We start from the raw sequence: 20,903 nt of genomic DNA on the forward strand, positions 1-20,903 counted from the left end.
CAAATGTTTAATCACATATTATGCTTCGGACTATTCTATGTTCTTCTTATTCTTTCTTTAGTAAGACTAATAATATTTGGATATCTATCATTCAGTTCATCAAGATATCCTGCCTCTAAGCCGCATAAATCCTCAATTAAAAAATTAGGCAACAATTTATTGTATACTCTATAAATATCAGCAGATATGTCCATCACAATTCTATTTTCCACTAATAGCTCTACTGACTGTTTTAAAGATAGAGGATTGCTAATCAATTTTGTTGAATCTAAGGGCTCATTTTTTCTCCAACCTCTGTAACTAAGTTTCTTATACAAGTTTGTATACTCATTAGAATCTATGATATTCAATGACTTAGCACGCATTATCATCATACTAATTGAAACTTGCCAAATTCTTTTTAGATACCTGTAGTACTCTAGATCATTTTCATGCCCAATGATAGAAGCTTTAAACGAATCCTTTGGCAATAGAAATTCAGCCGCAAACTCATTCGCTTCGTCTTCCATTTGCTTATATTCAATTGCTCCCATGTCTTGAGGCGACTTACAATTTTCATGCATTAACCAATGTCCTAATTCATGGGCTAAACTAAACTGCTGACGATAGAATGAATACTCTGTCCCTTCTAACATAACAACATAATACTCATTATTATTTACTTTAACAGCTGAACCAAAAGCATCAACTTTATCACTCTGAGTATCTATTCTAGAAATAACAAAACCTTTTTCTTCCATCAACAACGACAAGTTATCAATTGGTCTATCTCCAAGTTCCCATTTCTCTCTTATGTAGCTTGCGTATTCTTGTGGAGTATAGTCTAAACCAGAAAGATCCCAGTCAAGATTTGGAAAATCAATAAATTCTCCCAAATAATCTCTTATTAAAGCAACATAGTTTTTATTTATTTCTGCAGGCATTTTCTCTGTTTGAGTCGCTGTGTAACGACTTCTAAAAAATGTGCCTGTAGAACTTAAGCTAAAATTATCATTTCCAAAAAAGAAATCTCTCGGAAACTTTAATTTCTTTTCCAATATTTCTAACGATTCTTCACTTGGCGTTGCTCGTCCTTTTTCATATTTAGAAATCATTTGTTTTGAAACGTTTAAAAACTCTGCAATCTGAGTAATACTTTTTTTGTTAAAAAGTCTTGCCTCTTTTAAGCGAGCACCATTAAAACTAATCTGAAGCATTATTTACACCTGTTTTATATAAAATATCATAATTTAGTATTCTCTTCCTTTTTTTCAACATAAAGACTAACATGCTTTTGGGACTCCAATTGTTTCTGTACGTCAGATTTCAATGCAACAAGAGGTTTTTCAGGATTATTTCCACGTCCATCTTCTTCAAGTTTTGTAAAATCAAATTCTGTGATATTTACAGCATCAATAAATTCACAAAAGGCATTTACCTGATTAACAATCACTTCTTTAGTTTTTTTATCAAAGGTAACAACCCTAATCTCATCAATCGAATTATAATGATCTCCCAATAATTTTTTCGCTTGTTCAATTTGTGAATCGCTCATCCCATCATCATCTAGGTCATTAAATAATTCAATGGATAGTTTACCGCCTTCTTTTCCATTTAAATGAGAATTTTTCGCACGTGCTATACAAGTAAGATAGTGACGCTTTTCGTATTTATTAGTTATATCTTCAAATCTTTTCTTCATCATAAAAACATATAGGACACCCTCAATAATTACTCCTCTTGCCGTCCACAGAGCGCCCATATACATAGTGGGTGATATTAAACCATTTACTTTGGCGGTGTTTACAATATCACGATAAATAAAATCCCAAATTAAAATTGGTAGACTATTCTTAGTTTCAAACTCATTATCATAAAATATTTTCTCAATATCTTTCTTGCGACTTGTTGAAAATACTTGAGCAAACTTAAAGATTTGGGTTGGTAAATTTTCCATAGAACACCTCTTTGAAATTTATAGTCTTATTTTAAGATTTTATTCTAAAAAAGTCAACTATTTTTGGTTTTTATTATTAATTTTTTATCTCCCTTATCTATTTGGATACTTTTAATACTTAGATCACGAAACTAGAAAAATCATATTGTTATTTTGAATGAAAGTTCTATCATTAATTTAGCTACTCTGTATTCCTAAAAATTAGGTGTTCCAATTTACTTTGGAAAAGGCAGTGATCTCCTTTGAAAACAGGTGTAAAGCTGTTATATTCGTTCGCTAAGGGTAATCTTAGAATCATTGTAAAAAATTACATTCGTTTAGCAACTTTGGATGTAGTAGTCTTAAGTATATTCTCTATAAAAGCAAACACCAAAAAACCCACCCTCATGGGCAGGTTTCTGATTTGTATTGTTCAGCTAGATTAAGCTTTACCTTCTGAACCGAATACGTCGATACGTTCTTCAACTGATGCTTGGATAGCTTTTACACCGTCAGCCAAGAATTTACGTGGGTCGAAGAGTTTCTTCTTGTCGTATTCTGCTTCGTTTGCTTCGTAGTCACGAGCAAATTTACGAGTTGCGTTAGCGAATGCGATTTGGCATTCAGTGTTAACGTTAACTTTCGCAACACCAAGTTTGATAGCTGCTTGGATTTGGTCATCAGGGATACCTGAACCACCGTGCAATACGATTGGGAATCCTGGTACAGCTTCAGTCAATTTTTGCAAGTGGTCAAGGTGAAGACCTTTCCAGTTTGCAGGGTATGGACCGTGGATGTTACCGATACCAGCTGCCAAGAAGTCGATACCAGTTGCAACCATTGCTTTAGCATCTTCGATTGGAGCCAATTCACCATCACCGATGATTCCGTCTTCTTCACCACCGATAGTTCCAACTTCAGCTTCTACTGATACACCATTTGCGTGAGCAAATTCTACAACTTTACGAGCTTTTTCAAGGTTTTCTTCAACTGGAAGGTGTGAACCGTCAAACATAACTGAAGTATAACCAACTTGAATACACTCAAGTGCATCTTCGTAGTGACCGTGGTCAAGGTGGATAGCTACTGGTACAGTGATACCCATTGATTCAACAAGGTTAGCGATCAAGTTGCGAGCAACTTTGTAACCACCCATGTATTTAGCAGCACCCATTGAAGTTTGGATCAAAACTGGAGCTTTTTTAGCTTCTGCTGCACGCAAGATAGCTTGAGTCCACTCAAGGTTGTTTGTGTTAAATCCACCAACTGCATAACCGTTGTCACGAGCTGCTTGGACAAATTTTTCTGCTGAAACGATTGCCATTTGTCAGGCCTCCTATATATTTTTTGGGACATCCCATTTACATTGTTCATTTTATCACTTTTTGACAAAAAAAGCTAGTTTTTCCCATACTTTAGATTGAATTTCTTCCAACCTAATCAATGTAAACCCTTTCTTCTCCTTAGTCCTGAGTGACTTTGGGATAACGTATGAAGAAGGTCAAGCGATCATCTTGCATCTCAAAATGATAAGGTAATTTCTCATGTTCTAATAAACTTTTGACCACAAAGAGTCCCATCCCCGAACCCTTGGCCTTGCGACTAGCATTGTCAGAAAAAGACTGTGCCAGCTTTTCTTGTTCTTCAGGACTACAGCTATTCTCGATAAAGAGTTCCCCCTCTCTCTCGCCGATGCGGACCAAGCCACCTGGAGTGGAGTGCTTGATAGCATTACTGATGAGATTCGATAGAATCAATTTCATGACAGAGGGGTTTATGTAAGCCTGCTGATGGGTTAGGTTAATGTCTACCTGAAGTTCTCTCTCCTTGGTGAGCAAAGCATAATCCTTGACCAAACTTTGCGTCATATGAAGGAGGTCAATCTCTTCTTTCTCGTCTCGCAATTCCTGAACAGAAGAAAGAGACAATATCTGGAGAACGTGGTGACTGAGGTCGTCCACAATCCCCAAGGCAACTCCAAGATAGTGGTCTCTATCCTTATAACGGCCGATATTTTCTTTCATATTTTCGATTAAGATTTTCAAACTAGCCAGAGGTGTTTTCAATTCATGAGAAGCTCCTCGTAGGAACTCAACCTTCATCTTCTCCAGCTGGAGAATAGCTTCATTCTTCTCATGCAAGTCCGCAATAACTGTCAAAAGATGCTGGTAGAGGCTATTGATTTGTTCCTTGAGATCACCTATCTCATCCTTGGAATCCACACGTAATCGCACTTGAGCATCTAGTTCCATCATTCTACGGGTCACCCGCTTGATTTCCAAAATCGGGGCAACAATGGTCCGAGCATAAATGTAGGCCACCAAGAGGGAAATCAGAAAGGATGCCAACAAGGTATAGGGAAGAAATTGGAGACTAATCTGCTCTGCTTCTTTTTGCAAATCCATGGACGCTAAAAACTGGAGAGTCATCGTGCTAACATCTTGCGTTTTCACCTCACGCTCCTCGATAAAGAGGGAAGTAGTTTGACGGTCCGTGTCCAAGGGAAGGTTGTCCTTGACTTCTAACTTGTCCTCAGTCATCTCTCCCTTGACGGCCCCCTTGATATCACTAGTCTGGGAATACAAGTCTAATACTTGCTCGATACTTTGCCTATCTTTTCCGTCTAGGGATTGGGCAATAGCAGTCGCTTTTTGGCCAATGGTTTCCTGACGATGGCTCAGATAAGTTGACGGAAAGAGAAAATAAATGGCTAAATGAAGACAAATAACCAGAACACTAAAAATCGAGAAGGTATAGATAAAAATCTTTGTAAATAAACCTGTTCGTTTCATTTTCTCTCCAATTTATAACCAACATTGCGCACCGTGAGGATACAATCCAAGTCTAGCTTTTTCCGCAGTTCCTTGATATAGACATCAATGACACGATCAAAGGGAACCTCATCTGTCGCCTTCCAGACAGCATCGATAATCTGAGAACGAGTCAAGGCCCGTCCTTCATTTTTCACCAGATAGTCCAGAATTTCCAACTCTTTGGCATTGATAGCCACTTCTTGACCTGCTAGGCTTGCACTGTAACTCTCAAAGTCCACCTTGATATCCTTATAGGAAAAGATTCGTCCCGTATCATAGTAGCGCTTGAAAATCGCAGCTACCCTCACTTTTAAGAGAGACAGGGAGAAGGGTTTTTCCAGATAGCCATCTGCCAGAGAAGCAAAAGCACTCATCTTGTATTCCTCATCCTGAAAGGCGGTCAGCATCAAGACAGGAACCTGACTGGTTTTGCGTATCTCAGCTAGTACTTCCAGACCATTAAGCTTGGGCATCTGGATATCCAGTAAAACCAGGGCCACCTCATAGCTGGAAAATTTTTCCAGAGCTTCTTGTCCATCTGCTGCTTCAATGGTTTCATAGCCACAATCCGTCAAATAGTCACTGATCCCCTCACGGATCATCTCCTCATCTTCTACAATTAAAATTTTCATAGAAAAACGTTTCACATTCCTTTAAATTTCTTGTAAATCTTCTCTGTTTCATCCTGATAGGAAGAGTCCTTATCAAGATGAAATAGATAAAAATGCTACCTATATTATACCCCATTTAGGGGAGAATAGGTAGCAAGTTTTTTATTCACTATCGAGCAAGAGCTCTTTTGGTTGTTTTCTAAGGAGATTACTTGAAGCAAGCGCCATAACAAGAACCACTAGAACCAAGGCAAGGACAAAGACGATGATAAAGTCTGATGTCTGAATAGAAATATCTAGGCTCGACAAGGTCTTACTAAAGCCGTCTACTTCTGCACCACCACCAAGGTTAGAGGCTTGAGCTGCCTTGCTGGCTTGCTTGGCAACACCTGAAGTCACATTGGCAAGAACAGTATTTCCGATGGCACGAGCTGTGTAGTTGGCTAGGAAGTAAGCAGAAACAAGAGCAGGGATGGCAATCAAGATAGATTCGGTGATGAATTGCCCCAAGATACTTGCCTGCTTGAGACCGATAGAGAGGAGAATTCCCACTTCCTTGCGACGGGCGTTGATCCAAAGGCTGAGCAAGAGTGCAAGGAGAAGAACTGAGAAGCTCAAGCTACCCCAGAAAAGGAGGTTGGCCATCTTGTACATACCAGAGATGGATTGCTCAAGAGCTGGGTAGTTAGAGGAGCTCTTCACAAGTGTGTAGCTCTTCCAGTTGATACCGCTGATGCCATTCAACTCTTTCATGACGTCATCCAAGTTCTTGTCTGCTGTTACAAAGAAGGTTGCGTCCCCATAAATAGCTGTGTCTTCTGTGTATCCATAAAGTTTTGCAGCAGTGTGAATGTCTGTAATAGCTGTATTTTCATAGAGTTCTTGTGAGTAGGTTACTGCTGACTTATTGTGACCATCAAAGAGTCCCTTGATTGTCACTTCGACTGTTTCTTTAGCACCTTTTTCATTGTCTGCATCATAGACATTAGAGTTCAGTTTGACCTTATCTCCAACTTTCCAGCCGTGTTTAGCTGCCAAGTCCTTGTGCATGAGGATCTTGTCCTTATCATCGTTGGTTAGGTGTTCACCTTCAACCAGTTTATATGAGCCTGAGACAAACTTATCTTCTTTGGAGGAGTCATTGACACCTGTAATCATCAAACTGCTTCCAAACCGTTTGGCACGGTCAGCAGTGAGATTTTTCTTGGTTTCTGGCGTTTCGATGAGGTCGTATCCAGTCAAATCTCCGATGGCGTTGATGCGTTTAACATAAGACTCGATGGCCTTATTTTCGGTGATTTTTTTGATATCCTCACCCTTGATATTCCCAGAACCACGTGGCGTCCCTTGATTGACGCGGCGATTGATTTGCATGGAGAAACTATTGGTGATATTTTTAAAGGTCTCCTGAGAAGCCTTGGCAGTAGCCCCTTTGATCGACAAGCCGACCAAACTCAAGCTCGCCATGAGGAGAATAATCAGGAAGATAACAATCGATTTGAAAAACTTCCTTGTAACATAGGCAAATGCGTTGTGTAACATAGGTTTCCTTTCTAGATTTGATTCGTTTTTATCATTCTATCAAAACAAGCTCATCTTATTTTGTAGTATTGCGAGTTTCAGTTAGTTTCTTATTCTTCAATTCAAGTGTAATATCTGATGCTTGTGCCACTTCTTTACTGTGGGTGACGACGATCACACATTTACCTGTTTTCTGGGCAAGTGATTTGAGCAGTTCGATAATATCTCCAGCAGTTTTAGGGTCCAGATTTCCTGTTGGCTCATCAGCTAGAATAACTGGAGCTTCTGATACCAAACTGCGAGCGATGGCTACACGTTGTTGTTGACCACCTGATAACTGGAGAACATTCCGCTTGATCTGACTTTCATCCAAACCAAGCTCAAGAAGTGTATCCTTGCTTGCCTTTTTGTTGACCAAGCGGATATTTTCCAGTGGAGAAAGGTAATCAATCAAATTATAATTTTGAAAGACCAGAGAAATATGGTGCATGCGATGGTAAGAATACCCCTTATTCCGAATGTCCTCTCCTTGGAAAAGGATAGAACCTTCAACAGGACTATCTAGACCAGCCAGTAGGGACAAGAGAGTGGATTTCCCAGCTCCTGACTCACCAATGATACTATAAAATTTTCCGGGTTCAAAATTATACTTGATCTGATATAAAACTGCTTCAGCAGTGTTCTTATAACGGTAGGTAACATCTTGCAATTGTAATAAAGTCATGATTTCTCCTTCTTAACTAATAGATGATAAAATTTCTTTCGGCGATTTTCTAAATAAGAATACGAAACAAAGGGCTACAGACAAGCAACTAATTAGGAGCAGAAAAACATAGGATTCTGCAAAGGATAGGAGACTGGTTGATAGACCACTTGCTTTGGCCAGCGTGTCCTGTAAGCTTGCCTGATCTCCACTGGCTAGTACAGTTTGGAGTAGATAGGATGTGATGGCATTTCCAGCGATAAAGGATGGAAGCAAAGCTCCAAGTGATACCAAAACTACCTCTAAACAGAACTGGAGGAAGATCGAACTCTTGCCTTTTCCAAGCGCCAGAAGAATCCCCACTTCGTAGACCCTTTCTCTCAACCAGAGAGACAAGACCAAAATTAAGGCTCCAGCTCCAGCTATCAACATCCCATAAAGGAAGATGGTTAGGAAGGTTTGGAAGGTTGCTACTGAGTCTTTGATTTGTTCAAAGGCCTTGTTTTCCTTTTCGACTTGATATCCTTGATTTTCCAAGGCCAAATTTTCCACCTGCTTCATGAGTCCGTCCATTTCCTTAGGATTTTCTACATAGAAGCGTGCTGCACTGACTTGAGGTTCACTGTTTCCCAAAAGGGTTTGGCTACTTTCATAGTCTGTAAAGACCTGGTTTTCACTGAAGTCAGAAGACAAGCCTGTGAATTTTTCTTGTTTTTTACCAGAAAAGATTCCGACAATCTCAAACTCAACTGTTTGTCCTTTTCCAGCTTCAGACTGACCAGCGTCCAAGTGAATCTTGTCATGAAGCGAAAGAGAGTTCTTCTTAGCCAACTCTTCGTGAATAAGGATTTTCTTGGAATCTCCTTTTTGAAGGTGTCGCCCTTCTTTTAGATTGAAAGCCGAGCTAGTAAAGGTTACATCCTTGGATGAATCCTCAAGAGCTGTTAAGCTGACCAAGTTCTTATCTGCAGCTGACAAATCATCTCGCTCCACGATCTGCTCACCACTCACTGCTTCCTTGTCTTTCAGTTTTGCGACCGTCTCGAGTTCAGGAGAAACATTTTCCAGTCCCTTAATCTTGCTCACGGATGCTAGGTCTGACAACTTGAAAGTCTGACCATTCTCTATCTTTTTGATAGAAAAAGATGTATTGAGTGATTTGTAAAGATTGCTTTCCACTGTTTTGTTGGACTTCATCAGAGTCAAACAGGCTGAAATTCCTGCTAAAAGGACAAATAAAATCAGAAATAAAATAAAACTTCTCAGTCGTTTTCTGCTGACATAAGCCCAAGCTCTTTGGATTGGATTCATTTGTCACCTCCATATTTGTAAGACTATTATAAAATCCAAATATGAAATGTTTATGAAATCAAAAAAATTTTTCGATTTACTTTTTGAAAAAATAAAGAAATCTAGCAAGTGCTAACTTTCCTTCTTATATAATGTGGAATAGTACCAATCAAAAATCTACTTCATTTTAAAAATGATAGTCACATCTTTCTGATTAGTATTTGAAGATATTCTTGATAGAATGAACAGTTCTTGATACCAATATTTTTCGATATACGAAACGTAGCCTCTAGCCTTCTTTGGAAAACAAAAAGAGCTAGCCAAAGCTAACTCTTATCCTATGCGGAGAGAGGGACTTGAACCCTCACGACCTAAAGCGGTCACAGGATCCTTAGTCCTGCGCGTCTGCCAATTCCGCCATCCCCGCGTCGATTACTTTACTAGTATATCAACTTTCAAAATCTTTGTCAACACTTTTTTCAGATTTTTTTCATTTTTCCAAGGGAATCATTCTTTAATTTCAGACAGATTTTCATACAGCAATTTGGCTCCCAGAGTATTCTTAAAATGTCCAAGAGCAAACTGATGATTTTCTGGCCAGATGGAGGAAACCGCAGGCTTGACAATCTCGATTTGATAACCTAGATTATAAGCATCAATAGCCGTATGAAGAACACAAATATCAGTCAGGACTCCAGTTAGGATGACTGTATCAACTCGACGTTCTCGCAAACGGATATCTAGGTCCGTTCCTGAAAATGCTGAATAGTGACGCTTGTCCATCCAAAAGACACGGCTATCCCCCTCATGTTCAGCATAAAAGTCAGCTAGGGGACCATAGAGATTACGACCACTAGTTCCGATGATGTTATGCGGTGGAAAGAGCTTGCTTTCTGGGTGGAATGTATCCTTCTCTTCATGAGCATCAATGGTGAAAAAGATATAGTCCCCACGTTCAAAAGCCAGTCTGGTCACCTGAGCAATCGCCTCTGATATGGCTTGAGCAGGAGCACCTGCTGTCAATTTTCCATGATCTGCTACAAAATCCTCTGTATAGTCAATTGAGATTAAAGCCTTTGTCATTAGTAGTCCCTCTTTTTCACTTCCTCAAAGATATCTGAAATCAATACCTTGAGATATGTTCCCTTCATTCCTAGTGAACGGCTTTCAATAATTCCTGCCGACTCTAGCTTACGGAGAGCATTGACGATCACTGAGCGCGTAATACCAATACGGTCTGCAATGACAGATGCAGTCAATTGTCCTTCATTTCCATTTAGCTCAGATAAAATAGCTGAAACAGCACGAAGTTCTGAGTAGGAGAGGGTATTGACTGCCATAGTTACAGCAGTACGGCGACGAATATTTTTCTCATCTTCTTCACGTTGGAAGTTCAAGAGTTGAATCCCCACAACCGTGCTCGCAATCTCAACAAGAATCAAATCCTCATCTTCAAATTTCTTGTCATTACGCCAAATGATCAAGGAACCGAGGCGAATCCCTGATACATGAATGGGAGCAATGGTTGTCAAACCATCTGGAAAATCCGCACGGCTCTCTACAGGAAAAATAGTCAAATCATGTTCAACAGGAAGATTGGCTTCTGTATCATAGATCATGTTTGCCCCTTGTACATAGTCATCTGGGAACGTCTTGGTTTGGAAAAACTGCTCTACACGGTCTGTATTAGTTTTATAGCGCATAAAGTAGCCCAAAAGACGACCCTTGCTATTGACAATGCAGGCATTGCAATCAATAATGTCTGCTAGTTGACGTGTAATGGCATTGTATGGAAGTTCATCCTGCATCTGCTCTTCAGAGCGTTTTAAAATTGATGTAATTTTTCTTGTTTTTTCTAATAAATGTGCCATTTTTTACCTCGCATATAATCGCTTCCATTATAACATAGAAAAGTCTTTATTTCAATAATTATCTGAAAATTGCTTATTGAATTGCAATTTTTAAAAGCAAAAATATTTTATAAAAATAGCAATTTTTTATTGACATTCTGTTTTGATTTTTATATAATATTATTATAAGAAGATGGATTAAAGTTCCCCTTCCCATCTCACCTTTACTTTTATACATCTTCTTTTACTATCGGTCTCCTTATATATAAAAGCGATTCACACTGTGAATCGCTTTTTTCTATTTGTCTCCTTTGTTACGAATAACAAAGCCGGTTTTCTTTTCGCTTGAAGTGTTGCGAGGTTTTTTATTGTCTTTATTACGGTAACGTCTGTCTTTATCAAAACGGTCGTCTCCACGACTACCTTTCTTGAAGTCATCACGGCGACCACCACGACGGTTATCACCTCGACGATTGTCGCGTCCACGATTACTTCCAGAACGTCCGTTTCCAGATGGTTTAAATGGCAGTGGTTTTTCACGCGCAATCTCCACTTCAGGAAGGCTGTCTGGATCTTGGACTGTCAGGCTCAAGATATACATAGCCAGTTCTTCTGGACTAAATTCGGCAGCTAACTTACGAGCATCTTTAGCAAATTTCTCAAAGTTCCCACGAATAGTTTCATCCGCAAAATCGCGTTCGATTTTCTTGAGGGCGACTTGCTTTTTAGCTTGGAAGGCTTCGTCTGCACTAGCAGGTTTGAGACCTTTCATACGTTTCTTAGTCAAGTTTTCGATGATTTGGAGATAACCCATTTCATTTGGTGCTACGAAAGTAATAGACTGACCTGACTTACCAGCACGACCTGTACGACCGATACGGTGAACATAACTTTCAGGATCTTGTGGAATATCGTAGTTGTAGACATGGGTCACACCTGAAATATCCAAACCACGCGCTGCTACGTCCGTCGCAACTAGAACATCAAGGTTCCCATTTTTAAAATCACGAAGGACGCGGAGACGTTTATTTTGGTCCAAATCTCCATGAATCCCTTCTGCACGGAAGCCACGGATTTTAAGACCACGAGTCAATTCATCTACACGGCGTTTGGTACGACCAAATACAATAGCAAGTTCTGGTTGTTCTACATCCATGAGACGTGTCATGGTGTCAAATTTTTCTTGTTCCTTGACACGGATATAGTACTGATCCACTAGCTCTGTTGTCAATTCTTTAGCAGCAATCTTGACATGCTCAGGTTCTTTCATAAACTGAACGCCAATACGTTTGATAGCATCTGGCATGGTTGCTGAAAAGAGCAAAGTTTGACGATTTTCAGGGACACGGGAAATGATGGCTTCAATGTCTTCAAGGAAGCCCATGTTGAGCATTTCATCCGCTTCGTCAAGGATAAGAGTTTCAATATCTTGTAATTTCAAGGCCTTGCGTTTAATCAAGTCTAAGAGACGTCCTGGTGTTCCTACCACGATGTGGGCACCCGATTTAAGGGCCTTGATTTGTTTTTCAATGCTGGAACCACCGTAAACTGAGCGAACTTTCACTCCCTTACTACGACCAAAGCGGAAAAGTTCCTCTTGACTTTGGACAGCGAGTTCACGAGTTGGAGCGATGACCAAGGCTTGGATGGTCGCTTCTTCTGTACGGATTTTTTCAAGGGTTGGCAAGCCAAAGGCTGCGGTTTTTCCTGTACCAGTCTGAGCTTGACCGATAACGTCTTTTCCTTCGAGAGCCAAGGGAATGGTCTGCTCTTGGATGGGACTTGCTTCTACAAATCCAGCTTTTTCAATCTCTGCTAGCAAATCAGCAGACAAGTTAAATTCATTAAATTTCACGTTTTTCTTCTTTCTAAAGATGGTGCGAAGCCATCCTATAGCGCGTAGTATATACTTTTCTTTTCATGACGTATCTTTATCTAAAAATGAGATACCGTGTTGCTTCTTTTCCACGAAAGAAAAGTACTGGTTTCTTTGCAACTTATCTAGTATAACACAAGAGCGGGGCAAAAGATAGTAGAATCTTTAAGGAAAATCATGTAAACGATTTTTCTATTTTTTGAACTTGATTCCCGAAAGCTTTCGTTAGACTATTTTAGTCCAATATTTTTTCCCGTAGCAGATTTGTGCAAAAGTTTTTTTCTTGTGCTAGAATTAAATCAAATAGGAGGATTTAAAAATGTTAACATACGATTTAATTGTCATTGGATTTGGTAAAGCCGGTAAGACTTTGGCTGCTAAGATGAATGCGGCTGGAAAAAAAGTTGCTGTCATCGAGCGCAGTAAAGCGATGTATGGTGGTACTTGCATTAATATTGCTTGTATCCCAACCAAGACTATGATTGTAGCGGCTGAAAAGGGCTGGTCATTTGACGATACCATGAAAGAGCGTGGTGCGGTGACTGGTCGTCTTAACGCTAAAAATTATAAAATGTTGGCCGATAATGGCGTTGATGTCATTGATGCAGAGGCACATTTCGTGTCAAATAAGGTGATCGAGATCCAGGCTGGTGACGAAAAACAAGAAATGACTGCTGAAACAATCGTCATCAACACTGGCGCTGTTTCAAACGTCTTGCCAATTCCTGGACTTGCTACAAGTAAAAATGTCTTTGACTCAACAGGTATCCAAAACTTGGACAAATTGCCTGAAAAACTTGGTGTCCTTGGTGGTGGAAATATCGGTCTTGAATTTGCAGGTCTTTACAACAAACTTGGAAGCAAAGTTACAGTCCTAGATGCCTTGGATACTTTCCTACCTCGTGCAGAACCTTCCATCGCAGCTCTTGCTAAACAATACATGGAAGAAGACGGTATTGAATTGCTTCAAAACATCCATACTACTGAAATCAAAAACGACGGTGATCAAGTCCTCGTCGTAACTGAAAAGGAAACTTACCGTTTCGATGCCCTTCTCTACGCAACTGGACGTAAACCGAATGTAGAACCACTTCAACTTGAAAATACAGATATTGAACTAACGGAGCGTGGTGCTATCAAGGTCGACAAACACTGCCAAACAAACGTTCCTGGTGTCTTTGCAGTTGGAGACGTCAATGGTGGACTTCAATTCACCTACATTTCACTTGATGACTTCCGTGTTGTCTACAGCTACCTTGCTGGAGATGGCAGCTACACACTTGAAGACCGTCTCAATGTACCAAACACCATGTTCATCACACCAGCTCTTTCTCAAGTTGGCTTGACGGAAAGCCAAGCAGCTGATTTGAAACTTCCATACGCCGTTAAGGAAATCCCTGTTGCTGCCATGCCTCGTGGTCACGTAAATGGAGACCTTCGCGGAGCCTTCAAAGCTGTTGTCAATACTGAAACAAAAGAAATTCTTGGAGCAAGCATCTTCTCAGAAGGTTCTCAAGAAATCATCAACATCATCACTGTTGCTATGGACAACAAGATTCCTTACACTTACTTCACAAAACAAATCTTCACTCACCCAACCTTGGCTGAGAACTTGAATGACTTGTTTGCGATTTAAGTTGAGACTGATTTGTTAACCAACAGCCCTCATCGGGCTGTTTTTGCTTCTGCGAAATCTCAAACCTGTCTTTTCCCTCTTTTATGATATAATAGAAACATGAAATTAAAAACTACTTTGGGTCTCCTAGCTGGGCGTTCTTCTCACTTCATCTTGAGCCGTCTTGGCCGCGGAAGTACGCTCCCAGGAAAACTTGCCCTCCAATTTGATAAAGATATTTTACAAAATCTAGCTAAGAACTACGAGATTGTCGTGGTCACTGGAACCAATGGGAAAACCCTGACAACCGCCCTCACTGTCGGCATTTTAAAAGAAGTTTATGGTCAGGTTCTGACCAATCCAAGCGGTGCCAATATGATTACAGGGATTACGACAACTTTCTTGACTGCCAAATCCTCTAAAACTGGAAAAAACATTGCCATTCTAGAAATTGACGAGGCCAGCCTATCTCGTATCTGTGACTACATCCATCCTAGCCTTTTTGTCATCACTAATATTTTCCGTGACCAGATGGACCGCTATGGTGAGATTTACACGACTTATAACATGATTTTGGATGCCATTCGTAAGGTGCCTACGGCTACTGTTCTCCTCAATGGTGACAGTCCACTTTTCTACAAGCCAGCTATTCCAAATCCTGTAGAGTATTTTGGTTTTGACTTGGAAAAAGGACCAGCCAAACTAGCTCACTACAATACCGAAGGAATCCTCTGTCCTGACTGTCAGAGTATTCTAAAATACGAGCTCAATACCTATGCCAACTTGGGTGCCTATATCTGTGAAAATTGTGGTTGCAAACGACCTGACTTGGACTACCGTCTGACAGACTTGGTTGAGTTGACCAACAATCGCTCCCGCTTTGTCATTGACGGCCAGGAATACGGAATCCAAATCGGTGGACTCTACAACATCTACAATGCCCTAGCTGCAGTTGCTATCGCCCGTTTCCTCGGTGCAGATTCGCAACGGATCAAGCAAGGATTTGACAAGAGTCGCGCTGTCTTTGGTCGTCAGGAAACCTTCCATATCGGTGACAAGGAATGTACTCTTGTCTTGATTAAAAATCCTGTTGGCGCTACCCAAGCTATCGAGATGATCAAACTAGCGCCTTATCCATTTAGCCTATCTGTCCTCCTTAATGCCAACTATGCTGATGGGATTGATACTAGCTGGATCTGGGATGCGGACTTTGAACAAATCACTGACATGGACATTCCTGAAATCAACGCTGGTGGTGTTCGTCATTCTGAAATCGCGCGTCGTCTACGAGTGACAGGCTATCCAGCTGAGAAAATCACTGAAACAAGCAATCTGGAACAAGTTCTCAAAACCATTGAGAACCAAGACTGCAAGCATGCCTATATCCTGGCTACCTATACTGCTATGCTGGAATTCCGCGAACTGCTGGCAAGTCGTCAGATTGTTAGAAAGGAGATGAACTGATGGTTTATACTTCACTTTCCTCAAAAGCTAGCAACTACCCTTATCAGCTCAACATCGCCCACCTCTATGGAAACCTCATGAATACCTACGGGGACAATGGAAACATCCTCATGCTCAAGTATGTGGCTGAAAAACTGGGGGCACATGTGACAGTTGACATCGTTTCTCTCCATGATGACTTTGATGAAAATCACTATGATATTGCCTTTTTCGGTGGCGGTCAAGACTTTGAACAGAGTATCATTGCAGGCGATCTTCCTGCTAAAAAAGAAAGCATTGACAACTACATCCAAAACGATGGAGTGGTTCTAGCCATCTGTGGTGGTTTCCAACTATTGGGTCAATATTATGTTGAGGCTTCAGGGAAACGCATAGAAGGGCTAGGTGTCATGGGACATTATACTCTCAACCAAACCAATAACCGCTTCATCGGTGATATTAAGATTCACAATGAAGAGTTTGATGAAACCTACTATGGATTTGAAAACCATCAAGGTCGTACCTTCCTCTCAGATGACCAAAAACCACTCGGTCAGGTTGTTTACGGAAATGGAAATAATGAAGAGAAAATCGGAGAAGGTGTTCACTATAAAAACGTTTTTGGTTCATATTTCCACGGACCAATCCTTTCTCGTAACGCCAATCTAGCCTATCGCTTGGTCACTACTGCCCTCAAGAAAAAATACGGTCAGGACATCGTTCTACCAACTTACGAGGATATTCTCAGCCAAGAAGTTGCTGAAGAATACGGCGATGTTAAGAGCAAGGCAGACTTTTCTTAAACTAAGGAAAATTAGATCAAAGAACTCCGCTATCTTACCGGAGTTCTTTTTGCTTGTTCTTTTACCCTTCTCTCTTGCATTTTCTCTTTTTTTTTGCCAAAATAGAGGGGTAGAAAGAAGGTAGCATATGTCTAAATTACAACAAATCGTAACATATCTTGAATCAGAAAAACTAGACGTCGCTGTCGTATCTGACCCCGTCACTATTAATTACCTCACTGGCTTTTACAGTGATCCCCATGAACGCCAAATGTTCCTCTTTGTCCTAGCGGATCAGGAACCTCTCCTCTTTGTCCCAGCTCTCGAAGTAGAACGTGCAAGTAGCACTGTTTCCTTCCCAGTTGTGGGCTATGTGGATTCTGAAAATCCATGGCAAAAAATCAAAAACGCTTTGCCGCAGCACGACTTCAAACGTGTTGCTGTTGAGTTTGACAATCTCATCTTGACCAAATACCATGGATTGAAAACTGTCTTTGAAACTGCTGAGTTTGAAAACCTCACTCCTCGCATCCAACGCATGCGTCTCATCAAATCAGCTGACGAAGTGCAAAAAATGATGGTTGCAGGTCTCTATGCTGATAAAGCTGTCAAAGTTGGTTTTGACAACATTTCTCTTGATAAGACTGAAACAGATATCATTGCCCAAATCGACTTTGCTATGAAACGTGAAGGCTATGAAATGAGCTTTGATACCATGGTCTTGACTGGCGATAATGCTGCAAATCCGCATGGAATTCCTGGTGCAAACAAAGTTGAAAAGGACGCCCTTCTCCTCTTTGACCTCGGTGTCATGGTCAATTGTTACGCCTCAGATATGACTCGTACAGTCGCTGTCGGTAAACCTGACCAATTCAAGAAAGATATCTACAACTTGACCCTTGAAGCTCAACAAGCTGCCCTTGACTTTATCAAACCTGGTGTGACTGCTCATGAAGTGGATCGCGCTGCTCGCGAAGTCATCGAAAAAGCTGGTTACGGTGAGTACTTCAACCACCGTCTCGGTCACGGTATCGGTATGGATGTCCACGAATTCCCATCTATCATGGAAGGAAACGACATGGTCATCGAAGAAGGCATGTGCTTCTCTGTTGAACCAGGTATCTATATCCCTGGTAAAGTCGGCGTTCGTATCGAAGACTGCGGTGTTGTTACCAAGGATGGCTTTGACCTCTTTACAAGCACCAGCAAAGATTTGCTTTATTTTGATTAAACTTAGACAAGCAAAAAGTCAGCTATTGAAGCTGACTTTTTTATTTTATCTTCTTGACGCTCTGAAAGACTACAAATCCCACAACCATTCCCACGATATTTTGCAGGAAGTTTGGTAGGATTTCTGGTAGGGCTGCTGCCCAGCCATTCATCAAAGTTGAGCCCAGAGCATAGCCACTTACCATGACGATAGTAGCCAAGACAAGGCCTAGCCATTGCCACTTCCCTTTAAAACCTGCAAAAAATCCTTGCAAGCCATGGTTTACCAAGCTAAAGAACATCCATTGTGGAAAGCCTGATAAAAGGTCAAGCAGAAAAGCTGCTAGTCCTCCAACGACAGCTCCTTCTTTACTGCCAAAGTAAAAGGCAGTAAAGAAAATACCTGCGTCCAAGAGAGTCAATATTCCTGTTGCCGTTCCAATTTTCAAGTAATAACCTAGAACCACAGAAAGGGCGGTTAAGAGGGATATAAGGGCGATTTTAGTTGTTTTGGTTTGCTTCATATTGTCTTACTCCATATTGATCTGCTTGTGCAATAGCACGGTAAACGAAAGCTTTCGAGCTCTCTACTGCTGGTAAAAGTTCATCCCCTTTAACCAAGTGACTGGCGATGCTTGAGGCAAAGGTACATCCTGCACCAGCATTTTGGCCTTGAATGACTGGGTTTTCTAGAACAGTGAAAGTTTGTCCATCATAAAAGACATCCACTGCCTTGTCCTGACTGAGGCGATTGCCTCCCTTAATAATAACTGCTGGCGCTCCTAAATCATGCAATTTCTGAGCTGCAGCCTTCATGTCTTCCAATGTTTTAATTTCCTGATCAGCTAACAATTCTGCTTCAGGAAGATTTGGCGTAATCACACTGACATGAGGGAAAAAGCGAATCAACTCTTGACAGAGCTCACTAACAGCCACGTCGTGCGTTTCCTTGCAGACCAAAACGGGGTCCAATACCACAGGCACTCTTGGACGTTGCTTGATAAAGTCCAAGGCCTTCTCAGCCACACTGACAGTAGGAAGAAGGCCAATCTTAATCCCTGCAAACTCGACATCACGCAAGCTATCCAATTCATGTTGAAAAATGGCATCGTCAGTTGGAAAGACTTCAAACCCCTTCTCTGTCAAGGCTGTCAAACAAGTCACTGCTACAAAACCATGCAAACCATTTAAGGTATAGGTAGCCAAATCAGCTGACAAACCACCACCACTAAAAATATCATTCCCAGAAAGGGCTAAAATACGATTATTCTTCATAACGAATCTCCTTTAAATACAAGCCATTCGGTGCTGCTGTTGGACCTGCTAGCTGCCTGTCCTTCTTCTCCAAAATCAGGTCAATCTGCTCAACTGGCATGCGGTTGTTGCCGATTTTGAGCAGTGTCCCCACCATATTGCGAATCTGCTTATACAAGAAACCATTCCCTGAAAAGCTAAAGGTCAAAAACTGCCCGGTCTCATCAACACTAAGACTGGCTTCTGTAATGGTCCGAACCTTGTCCTCTACACTAGTCCCAGATGCTGTAAAACCGGTGAAATCATGGGTTCCCTCCAGCTTTTTGATTGCCATCTGCATCCGCTCCACGTCGAGGGGATAGGGAAAGTGAGTAGCATAGTGACGGCGCATCGGATTTTTAGGACGCCCCCTATCCACTATAAACTCATAGGTCTTGCTATGTTTGGCATAACGGCAATGAAAATCATCGGCCACAATCTCAATTGAAATCACATCGATATCTTCTGGAGACTGGGTATCCAGAGCAAAACGGAGTCTTTCCTCATCCATCTGATAGGGCAGGTCAAAATGAATGACCTGTCCCAGAGCATGGACCCCACTATCCGTCCTACCAGCACCATGAACAGTGATGGCTTGCCCCTTATTGAGTCTCGTTAAGGTTTTTTCGATTTCCTCTTGAACGCTCCGCGCATGAGGCTGGCGCTGAAAACCAGCAAAGGCATAACCATCATAAGAAATAGTTGCTTTATATCTTGTCATAACTTCTATTTTATCAGGAAATAAAAGTGTAAACAAGTTTAAAAACCAATAATTGTCTGGGTACAAAATTCCCAGAAAGAAAAACTTAGGAAATTAATCCTAAGCTCTCTTTTGAAGTGCGTACATAACAAAGATAGAAGTGACTATCAACCAACATCCTAAAATGGTGAAGACCAACATACCGTTTTGAGTCACCAAGCCAATCGCCCCAAGAATAAACGGTGTCGTAAAGGCCCCAAAGCTACATCCAAGCACTGCAAAAGATGTTGCCTGATTAAGGAGTTTAGCTGGGATTCTTTCAGAAAGAAGCTGAAAGACAGTGGTCAAGGCCACACTGTAAGAAAAACCTGCCACAATACTTCCAACTACCATCACACCCAATGACGGAGACAAGGCAATCACAATTTGCCCCAATCCAAAGGTGATACCTGACCAAAGGAGCAATCTTTCTTTAAACAGAGAGATGAAGAAAGAAAAACTCACACCAGCCAAGATACCAATCAACTGCATGATACTTAAAACCAAACTCGATAACTGGGCATCCCCTAGACCTCTTTCCACCATCAGACTAGGAATACGAATGGTGATAGCTGTATTGGTGCAGACAACAACTGCTGCTTCGACAGCCAATAGAAAAATCAAGCCTTTCATCTGTCCTGTCAAACGAGTCGTTTCGGCCTCTTTTTTCTTTGTTTCTTTCTTTTCTTTCCCATAAGGAACAAAGAGCAGATAAAGAATCAATACTAAAAATCCCGCACTGTAGGCCAAGAAGGTCACTGTCCATCCCAAGGATAAGAGTTGACCGACCACTAGAGTCAAAATCGATGCCCCGACAACTTCTGCTGATCCGCGGAGGCCCAACATCTGGATCCGTGTCTTTCCATGATAGCGTTCGCTGATGATGGAAATAGCCTTGGCATTGATCATCCCAACACCCAAGCCAAATAAAATCCGCATCGCAAAGACAAAGTTGTACTCCTGATACCAGAAGGGAGCTGTTCCACCGATAGAGAGGATGAGAAGGCCCAGACTAATCTGAAGTCTCTCAGGAAACAACCGCTCCAAAAACCCATTTAAAACCAGCATAATCATGATCCCAAAAGAAGGGAGACTGACCAGGAGCTCGATTTGTTCCTTGGGATAGCCTTGATAGTAGTCAAACATGGCTGGCAGAGCACTTGAGATGGAAAAGGAGGTAATCAAAACGAGGGAGAGGGCCAAAATACTAGCCCGTTCTAAATATTGTTTCATGGATTTTCTT

Annotated in this window: 19 protein-coding genes and 1 tRNA gene; 4 read left to right on the top strand and 16 right to left on the bottom strand. The window is 41.1% G+C overall.

The features are described 5' to 3' along the window. Window positions 1-35 precede the first annotated feature (35 nt). The 12 genes from B7705_RS08950 to B7705_RS09005 all read right to left on the bottom strand — a co-directional run bounded on the left by B7705_RS08950 (window position 36) and on the right by B7705_RS09005 (window position 12,558). Window positions 36-1,196, bottom strand: a complete 1,161-nt coding sequence (locus B7705_RS08950; protein ID WP_084949068.1) for an XRE family transcriptional regulator — start codon at window positions 1,194-1,196, stop codon at window positions 36-38. Between the two features lie 26 nt (window positions 1,197-1,222). Further along, window positions 1,223-1,936 carry a DUF5986 family protein gene (locus B7705_RS08955; protein ID WP_084949070.1) on the bottom strand — a complete coding sequence of 238 codons (714 nt, stop codon included), beginning with the start codon at window positions 1,934-1,936 and terminating at the stop codon, window positions 1,223-1,225. A gap of 421 nt (window positions 1,937-2,357) precedes the next feature. Beyond that, window positions 2,358-3,239: a class II fructose-bisphosphate aldolase gene (locus tag B7705_RS08960; RefSeq protein WP_001019005.1), complete on the bottom strand. Its 882-nt coding sequence runs from the start codon at window positions 3,237-3,239 to the stop codon at window positions 2,358-2,360. 139 nt (window positions 3,240-3,378) lie between these two features. Further along, a complete protein-coding gene (gene vncS, locus B7705_RS08965; protein ID WP_084949071.1) occupies window positions 3,379-4,707 on the bottom strand; it encodes a sensor histidine kinase VncS in 1,329 nt (442 codons plus the stop codon). Further along, window positions 4,704-5,360 carry a response regulator transcription factor VncR gene (vncR, locus tag B7705_RS08970; protein ID WP_084949073.1) on the bottom strand — a complete coding sequence of 219 codons (657 nt, stop codon included), beginning with the start codon at window positions 5,358-5,360 and terminating at the stop codon, window positions 4,704-4,706. The genes vncS and vncR overlap by 4 nt, the downstream gene beginning before the upstream one ends. 141 nt (window positions 5,361-5,501) lie before the next feature. Further along, entirely contained in the window at window positions 5,502-6,881 is a 1,380-nt protein-coding gene (vex3, locus tag B7705_RS08975; protein WP_084949075.1) for an ABC transporter permease subunit Vex3, read from the bottom strand. A gap of 55 nt (window positions 6,882-6,936) precedes the next feature. Next, window positions 6,937-7,584, bottom strand: a complete 648-nt coding sequence (gene vex2 / locus B7705_RS08980) for an ABC transporter ATP-binding subunit Vex2 (protein WP_000173738.1) — start codon at window positions 7,582-7,584, stop codon at window positions 6,937-6,939. 12 nt (window positions 7,585-7,596) lie between these two features. Next, window positions 7,597-8,874, bottom strand: coding sequence for an ABC transporter permease (locus B7705_RS08985; RefSeq protein WP_084949076.1), 1,278 nt, complete (start codon window positions 8,872-8,874; stop codon window positions 7,597-7,599). A 320-nt stretch (window positions 8,875-9,194) separates the two neighbouring features. Next, window positions 9,195-9,280 (bottom strand) — tRNA-Leu (locus B7705_RS08990). Window positions 9,281-9,360: 80 nt separating this feature from the next. Beyond that, entirely contained in the window at window positions 9,361-9,936 is a 576-nt protein-coding gene (locus tag B7705_RS08995) for a cysteine hydrolase family protein (protein WP_084949078.1), read from the bottom strand. Then, window positions 9,936-10,724 (bottom strand): GTP-sensing pleiotropic transcriptional regulator CodY, encoded by a 789-nt coding sequence (gene codY, locus B7705_RS09000; RefSeq protein ID WP_004246012.1) that lies wholly within the window; start codon window positions 10,722-10,724, stop codon window positions 9,936-9,938. The genes B7705_RS08995 and codY overlap by 1 nt, the downstream gene beginning before the upstream one ends. Window positions 10,725-11,001: 277 nt before the next feature. Continuing rightward, window positions 11,002-12,558 carry a DEAD/DEAH box helicase gene (locus tag B7705_RS09005; protein ID WP_084949079.1) on the bottom strand — a complete coding sequence of 519 codons (1,557 nt, stop codon included), beginning with the start codon at window positions 12,556-12,558 and terminating at the stop codon, window positions 11,002-11,004. Between the two features lie 340 nt (window positions 12,559-12,898). Between B7705_RS09005 and B7705_RS09010 the strand changes: the two genes are divergently transcribed. The 4 genes from B7705_RS09010 to B7705_RS09025 all read left to right on the top strand — a co-directional run bounded on the left by B7705_RS09010 (window position 12,899) and on the right by B7705_RS09025 (window position 17,650). Then, window positions 12,899-14,215, top strand: a complete 1,317-nt coding sequence (locus B7705_RS09010; protein ID WP_084949081.1) for an FAD-containing oxidoreductase — start codon at window positions 12,899-12,901, stop codon at window positions 14,213-14,215. A gap of 99 nt (window positions 14,216-14,314) precedes the next feature. Beyond that, on the top strand, window positions 14,315-15,658 hold the full coding sequence (gene murT, locus B7705_RS09015; protein ID WP_084949082.1) for a lipid II isoglutaminyl synthase subunit MurT: 1,344 nt from the start codon (window positions 14,315-14,317) through the stop codon (window positions 15,656-15,658). Continuing rightward, a complete protein-coding gene (gene gatD / locus B7705_RS09020; RefSeq protein ID WP_084949084.1) occupies window positions 15,658-16,440 on the top strand; it encodes a lipid II isoglutaminyl synthase subunit GatD in 783 nt (260 codons plus the stop codon). The genes murT and gatD overlap by 1 nt, the downstream gene beginning before the upstream one ends. 127 nt (window positions 16,441-16,567) lie before the next feature. Then, window positions 16,568-17,650 (top strand): M24 family metallopeptidase, encoded by a 1,083-nt coding sequence (locus B7705_RS09025; RefSeq protein WP_084949086.1) that lies wholly within the window; start codon window positions 16,568-16,570, stop codon window positions 17,648-17,650. A gap of 40 nt (window positions 17,651-17,690) precedes the next feature. On the opposite strand, the gene B7705_RS09030 is transcribed toward B7705_RS09025, so the two are convergent. The 4 genes from B7705_RS09030 to B7705_RS09045 all read right to left on the bottom strand — a co-directional run bounded on the left by B7705_RS09030 (window position 17,691) and on the right by B7705_RS09045 (window position 20,893). Then, window positions 17,691-18,152, bottom strand: coding sequence for an ECF transporter S component (locus tag B7705_RS09030; RefSeq protein ID WP_084949087.1), 462 nt, complete (start codon window positions 18,150-18,152; stop codon window positions 17,691-17,693). Further along, window positions 18,130-18,903 carry a bifunctional hydroxymethylpyrimidine kinase/phosphomethylpyrimidine kinase gene (locus tag B7705_RS09035; protein WP_084949089.1) on the bottom strand — a complete coding sequence of 258 codons (774 nt, stop codon included), beginning with the start codon at window positions 18,901-18,903 and terminating at the stop codon, window positions 18,130-18,132. The genes B7705_RS09030 and B7705_RS09035 overlap by 23 nt, the downstream gene beginning before the upstream one ends. Beyond that, the gene (gene truA, locus B7705_RS09040) at window positions 18,893-19,642 is read right to left on the bottom strand and encodes a tRNA pseudouridine(38-40) synthase TruA (RefSeq protein ID WP_084949090.1); all 750 of its coding nucleotides are present in this window, start codon (window positions 19,640-19,642) and stop codon (window positions 18,893-18,895) included. The genes B7705_RS09035 and truA overlap by 11 nt, the downstream gene beginning before the upstream one ends. 99 nt (window positions 19,643-19,741) lie before the next feature. Beyond that, window positions 19,742-20,893, bottom strand: a complete 1,152-nt coding sequence (locus tag B7705_RS09045) for an MFS transporter (protein WP_084949092.1) — start codon at window positions 20,891-20,893, stop codon at window positions 19,742-19,744. Between the last annotated feature and the right edge of the window lie 10 nt (window positions 20,894-20,903).

The sequence above is a fragment of the Streptococcus oralis subsp. dentisani genome, assembly GCF_002096685.1.
Lineage (GTDB): Bacteria > Bacillota > Bacilli > Lactobacillales > Streptococcaceae > Streptococcus > Streptococcus oralis_AD.